The sequence below is a fragment of the Neisseria sp. HMSC064D07 genome (assembly GCF_001837185.1).
GTDB lineage: Bacteria > Pseudomonadota > Gammaproteobacteria > Burkholderiales > Neisseriaceae > Neisseria > Neisseria flavescens_C.
On record NZ_KV831699.1, the window covers coordinates 1 to 502 of the forward strand.

Annotated in this window: 2 protein-coding genes; one reads left to right on the forward strand and one right to left on the reverse strand. The window is 44.6% G+C overall.

What is annotated here, in order from left to right:
* The first annotated feature begins 6 nt into the window (after positions 1–6).
* On the forward strand, positions 7–144 hold the full coding sequence (locus HMPREF2608_RS11110) for a DUF1877 family protein (protein WP_283122304.1): 138 nt from the start codon (positions 7–9) through the stop codon (positions 142–144).
* Between the two features lie 98 nt (positions 145–242).
* Here the strand turns inward: HMPREF2608_RS11110 and HMPREF2608_RS11485 are convergent.
* A partial coding sequence (locus HMPREF2608_RS11485; RefSeq protein WP_168167210.1) for a hypothetical protein occupies positions 243–502 on the reverse strand: 260 nt, incomplete at its 5' end.

Sequence of the window (502 nt, forward strand, 5' to 3'; positions counted from 1 at the left end):
AGCCAAATCTACCCCGATATTTGGAGCGACGAAAAAGCCTTCGCCGAAACCCGCGCAGAATTGGCGCAGCGGTTTCAAGAACTTGCCACGTTCTACCAAGCCGCCGCCGAACAGCATTGCGGCGTCGTGGTCAGGATTTCATGATTTCAGACGACCTTTTTGAATGGGAAGAGGTCGTCTGAAAAAAGTAGGGTATTAGATAAACAAAAACCGTCTGAAATCCTTCAAACGGTAAGAGGAAATTAACTGGGATAACCACAAAAATAAGCAGCAAGGCACTGGAAAAGCGATAGACAATATTTAGTTTTCGATCCCAGTTTTTGGCTTGCGGCATTAAAAGCGGGCATTTCCAAACAACCTGGTAAATCCTCATCATATTGACGTAAATCTATTAGACGCTTACGAACCTCATCCTCTGTCAGTAGTGGGAAATTTTCCAAAAGTTCGGCATAGCGTTTTTCCTGGCTTTGAGCCGAAGTTGCTTTTACAGCAGGTGAATAGA